2 protein-coding genes and 2 pseudogenes are annotated in these 4,936 nt (G+C 56.6%); all 4 read left to right on the plus strand.

Translation table 11 applies throughout. The features are described from left to right. Window positions 1-503 precede the first annotated feature (503 nt). A complete protein-coding gene (locus tag M0974_RS12010; RefSeq protein WP_297836496.1) occupies window positions 504-1,994 on the plus strand; it encodes an efflux transporter outer membrane subunit in 1,491 nt (496 codons plus the stop codon). Then, window positions 1,916-3,331 (plus strand): efflux RND transporter periplasmic adaptor subunit, encoded by a 1,416-nt coding sequence (locus M0974_RS12015; RefSeq protein WP_297836492.1) that lies wholly within the window; start codon window positions 1,916-1,918, stop codon window positions 3,329-3,331. Before M0974_RS12010 ends, M0974_RS12015 begins: the two co-directional genes overlap by 79 nt. A 12-nt stretch (window positions 3,332-3,343) precedes the next feature. After that, window positions 3,344-4,732: pseudogene (locus tag M0974_RS12020) on the plus strand (efflux RND transporter permease subunit); the annotation flags it as partial. 38 nt (window positions 4,733-4,770) lie between these two features. Then, window positions 4,771-4,869, plus strand: a pseudogene (locus M0974_RS33315) (prolipoprotein diacylglyceryl transferase); the annotation flags it as partial. Window positions 4,870-4,936: the final 67 nt, after the last annotated feature.

Below are 4,936 nucleotides of genomic sequence, written 5' to 3' on the forward strand. Positions count from 1 at the left end.
GAATGCAGCTTTGCCGACGCGAGCGCCAGCAGCTCCCTATGGCGCAAAAGATTTCTTATCTTTGTGCCTTGATAGAGAGGCGAAGGCAGACCGAACTCGAAGGCGCTCGGAGTTACTGTTTGTCGGCAGTCGCGAAAGGAATTTCATCGCTACATACTTATTGCGCTTACCTACTCTTGCGTTAAATCAGTCATCCCGGAATCTTAGAAAATCAGCGATTGTGTCAATAGAACGCCAACGTTCCGTTTTATTGCAGAATGCTGCGGATCAGCTCGCAAACGGCGAATCGCTGATCAGATGGTCAGTAAGCAGATTGGCTTTCGAGTCGGGCGCGGTAATTGGAGTGGCGCAGGTTTCTCATCATCCCGTTCGGTCTTTGTCCGTTTTGAATGACGCGCTTCTTTTGCGCAGTCGTATAGAAAGGCTTGTGGTGCACACCTACGCGTGGTGCATCGTAGTCCAAAATAAATGGAGTTTTCTTGAGCACCCTGTCTTCATTTGCTATGCGATGGACCGGCATCGTCGCATGCACTCTATGTATAACGGCATGTGCCGTCGGGCCCGACTATCACAGACCATCGGTGTCAGTGCCCGAGAGCTTCAAGGAAGGCACCGACTGGCAACGGGCCCAGGCGAATCCGCAGGACTCGTTGTCCAGCACTTGGTGGCTCGCCTATAACGACGCCACGCTCTCAGACCTAGTGGATAAGTCTCTCAAGGCAAATCAATCGATCATCGCAGCAGAAGCGGCGTACCGATTGGCCAAGGCAACCGTCGAAGCTAATACCGCCAGCTTGTTTCCATTGGTCACAGCGGGTGTCTCCGGGTCCCGAAGCGGCGGCAACATCAACAGCTCAAGCTCAAGTGCCACAGCCAAATCGGGCGGACTTGGCGGACAATCCAACCTCATCAACGCGAACCTGTCGGCAAGTTGGGAACTCGACCTGTGGGGGCAAGTCCGGCGCCAGATCGAGTCAGCTAAAGCAAGTGCGCAAGCAAGCGATGCTCAACTTGCCGGCGAACGACTGTCGATCGCAACCAGTCTCGCAATCGATTACTTTGAGCTGCGTCAGGCTGACATTGATATCGCTTTTCTCAAGCAACAGCAACAGATCGACAGCGCGATCCTTGATATGACACGGGCTGGTTTTCTTCAAGGCATCGATACCAATGACGATGTTCTGACCGATCAAGATACGCTCGAAGTTGTGATTGCCGACCTGCAAAACACTGAGATCTCACGCGAAAGATGTGAGCATGCAATTGCGGTGCTGATCGGCTTGCCCCCTGCAGGCTTTACTTTGCCAGCCCGGCAAGACTATGCGTATGCAACGCCTCCAGTGCCGCTTGGCTTGCCTTCGCAATTGCTTGAACGACGCTACGATGTGGTCAGCGCAGAGCGCACCGCTGCTGCAGCCAATGCCAAAATAGGCGCCGCGGAAGCCGCGTTCTTCCCCGACCTGACGCTGTCTGCCGAGGGTGGCTTCGAGCACAACACGCTAGCGCGACTATTCACCGTGCCGAGCCGTTTCTGGACTTTGGGCCCTGATCTCGCCGGCACGCTCCTTGACGGCGGAGCCCGCACGGCGGCGGTTCATGAAGCAGAGGCAACCTATGACGAAGACGTCGCGAATTATCGAAGCACGGTGCTGACTGCTTTCCAGAACGTCGAGGACAGCCTCTCTTCGTATAACCATTTACGGCAACAAGAACAGGCGCTCGCAAACGTCTTCCAGCGTAACCAACAAGTGTTTTCAAGCCAGCAAGCGCAGTTGCTCGCAGGCACGGCTAGCAGGCGGAGTTTGCTGACGCAGCAACTCACGCTAATTCAGGCAGCACAAAGCGTAAAAGACACTCAGGCCTTGTTGGTCGAAAGTCAGGTTTCGCTGGTCAAGAACCTGGGCGGCGGTTGGCAATGGAACGAAAGCCGGGGCGTGGCCGCAAATCCTATTGCTTCTTCCGCTCAAATGCCTGCTCAACACCTAGCGCCATGATCGTTCGCTTTGGCAGGACAGGCGTCCAATTTAAGTTAACGCGCGCACATCGGCGGCCAATCGCTAATCGTGCGACACGACTCGACGGCGAGACCGACTACGTCGTGATTCGCGAAACAAACGGAGTTTTCATGAAGGCAATACCCCTGCTGGGTCTCAGCGTTGTTGTGCTGTTTGGTTGCAGCAAAGCGAGTAAGCCACCGGCACCTCCGCCGCCGCAAGTCAGTGTCATGACGGTTCAGCCTCAAACTTTGGCGCTGACACGGCCCATGGTTGGACGTCTGTCGGCCTACCTCAGCTCGAATGTTACGGCGCGTGTCTCCGGCGTGCTGATCAAGCGCGATTATAAGGAAGGCAGCAATGTCCAGGCCGGCCAGGTATTGTTTGAGATAGACCCCACCTACTATAAGGCGCAGCTCAACAATGATCTTGGCGTGCTGGGCGAAGACCAAGCGACTTATCTCAACGATCGCGTTAATGCGGCGCGTTATCACAAGTTGCTGCCGGTCGGTTCAATCTCGCAGCAAACCGCCGATAACGCCGACGCAGCAGTCCGCGTCGATGCAGCCAAGGTGAATGCCGATCAGGCTTTGGTCGAAAGCGCACGCATCAATCTGGGATACACCAAGGTCAAGTCGCCGATAAGCGGCATCGCGGGCCAGCAGCAAGTGACAGTGGGAGCGGTAGTGGGAAACGGTACGGCTGACGCGGGCTCGAGCGGAACATCGCTGACGACAGTCAATCAAATCGACCCGGTCTACGTAAACTTCACCATGAGCTCAGCGGATCTGTTGTCGTTACGCGAGTCCCAGAGTCACGGCAACGTTGCTTTGTCCAGGCAGGATCAGGTAAAAGTGCAAGTGGTTCTGCCCGACGGCGCCAACTACGGAAAGGTCGGCACGCTTGATTTCTCGGATGCCGCCGTGAACGCAACCACCGGTGCGGTCAACTTACGGGCTACATTACCGAATCCGCAGAACGAACTCCTGCCCGGCATGTATGTAAGCCTTAACGTCGATCTCGGTCAGCAGAACAATGTTTTCCTAGTGCCGCAAGAAGCGATTCAACGCGATACCGTCGGCGCCTTTGCGCTGGTGACGGACCAGACCGGGAAGGTCGCCCGCAAAGATGTTACGGCAACCAATAATCTTGGTACCGATTGGATTGTCACCAGCGGCCTCAAGGGTGGCGATCAGGTAATCGTCACGAACTTGCAAAGCGCGCATGAGGGAGGTCAAGTCAAGGCAGCTCCCTATCAAGCGCCAGCCCGCGCCGCGGCACAGGGCGCCTCCGTCGCTTCGGGCGCTTTTGCCCCGGCATCCGGCAATCCACAATAAGGACGCTCCTCCATGCCTAGCTTCTTTATCGATCGCCCGGTCTTTGCCTGGGTGATCCCAATCCTGATCTGCCTGGTCGGCTACATCTCGATGCGAAACCTCGGCGTCGACTCCTATCCGGAGATAGCCCCACCGCAAGTGACCATCACGGCAACCTATCCCGGCGCGAGCGCCGCGACCATGGAGTCGACGGTCACCGAGGTCATCGAACAGCAACTCACCAGCCTGGACAACCTGCTGTACTTCAGTTCGACATCCAACTCGAACGGCACGGCTGTCATCACGCTGAGTTTTGCCACCGGCACGAATCCGGATACGGCGGAAGTCCAAGTGCAGAACAAGGTCAGCTTGGCCCAGCCATTGCTGCCCTCCCAAGTCACGCAACAGGGAGTGGTGGTGGCCAAGGCCAGCCCGGACATTCTGATGTTCGTGGCACTGCAGTCCAACAATCCATCGATCGACGCGTCGCGTTTGAGCGATATCATCGCTTCGCAGATTCAACCGGTAATCGCGCGCCTTAATGGTGTAGGCAGCACGTTCATGCTGGGGTCGGAATATGCGGTACGCATCTGGATCGACCCGGATAAGCTGCAAGGCTACGGTCTCTCGACGACGCAGGTGCTCAAAGCCATCAGCGCGCAGAATGCGCAATTCGCTACCGGCTCGGTGGGTGCCGATCCTGCAGTGAAGGGCCAAGTCTTTACCGCCACGGTCTCGGGTGACACCTTATTTTCTTCGTTACAACAGTTCCGCGACATCATCTTGCTGACGAATAGCAACGGCACCGTGATTCGCATGAGCGACGTAGCGAAGATCACCTTTGGCGCCCAATCCTATGGATCAGCCGCACGTTACCGGGGCAAGGCGGCCGGTGGCATGGGTGTCTATTTGCTGCCAGGCGCCAACGCGCTGGCAGTTGCCAAGACCGTGAAAGCAGAGATGGCCGAACTTGCCCGAGACTTGCCGTCCGGCGTCAGCTGGAACGTGCCGTATGACACAACGCCATTTATTACTGCTTCGATCACCGACGTCGTCAAGACCCTGGCGGAAGCCATCGCGTTAGTGTTCGTGGTGATGCTGATTTTCCTGCAAAACCTGCGCGCGACGTTGATTCCCACTCTGGTTATTCCGGTGGCGCTGCTCGGTACTTTCATCGGTCTGTCGCTGCTGCACTTCTCACTGAATCAGCTCACACTCTTCGGGATGGTGCTCGCGATCGGCATTGTGGTGGACGATGCGATCGTGGTGATCGAGAACGTCGAACGGATCATGTCAGAGGAGCACCTACCGCCCAAAGAGGCGACACGGAAGGCGATGAAGCAAATCACCGGGGCAATTTTGGCGATTACAGTGGTACTTGCGGCTGTGTTCATCCCCTCCGCTCTACAGCCAGGCGCGACCGGTATCATCTATGCCCAGTTCGCCCTGACTATTGCTGTTTCTATGGCCTTTTCCGCTTTCTCGTGGAATGGACACGCCAACCGGACCCGCAGCTTGGATTTGTTGCTTTTGGCTGGCTGACGATGGGCCAACTGCTGAGTGCCTTGCTGGCGGCTACCGGTGCAGCTCTTTGGCCAACACTCGGCGCAAGCACTCAACGAGGTC

It is taken from the genome of Pseudomonas sp., from assembly GCF_026224925.1.
GTDB lineage: Bacteria > Pseudomonadota > Gammaproteobacteria > Pseudomonadales > Pseudomonadaceae > Aquipseudomonas.

Coding starts and splice junctions, on each gene's coding strand:
- M0974_RS12015 (WP_297836492.1), top strand. CDS start 1,916: ATGGAACGAAAGCCGGGGCGTGGCCGCAAATCCTATTGCTTCTTCCGC.
- M0974_RS12010 (WP_297836496.1), top strand. CDS start 504: ATGCGATGGACCGGCATCGTCGCATGCACTCTATGTATAACGGCATGT.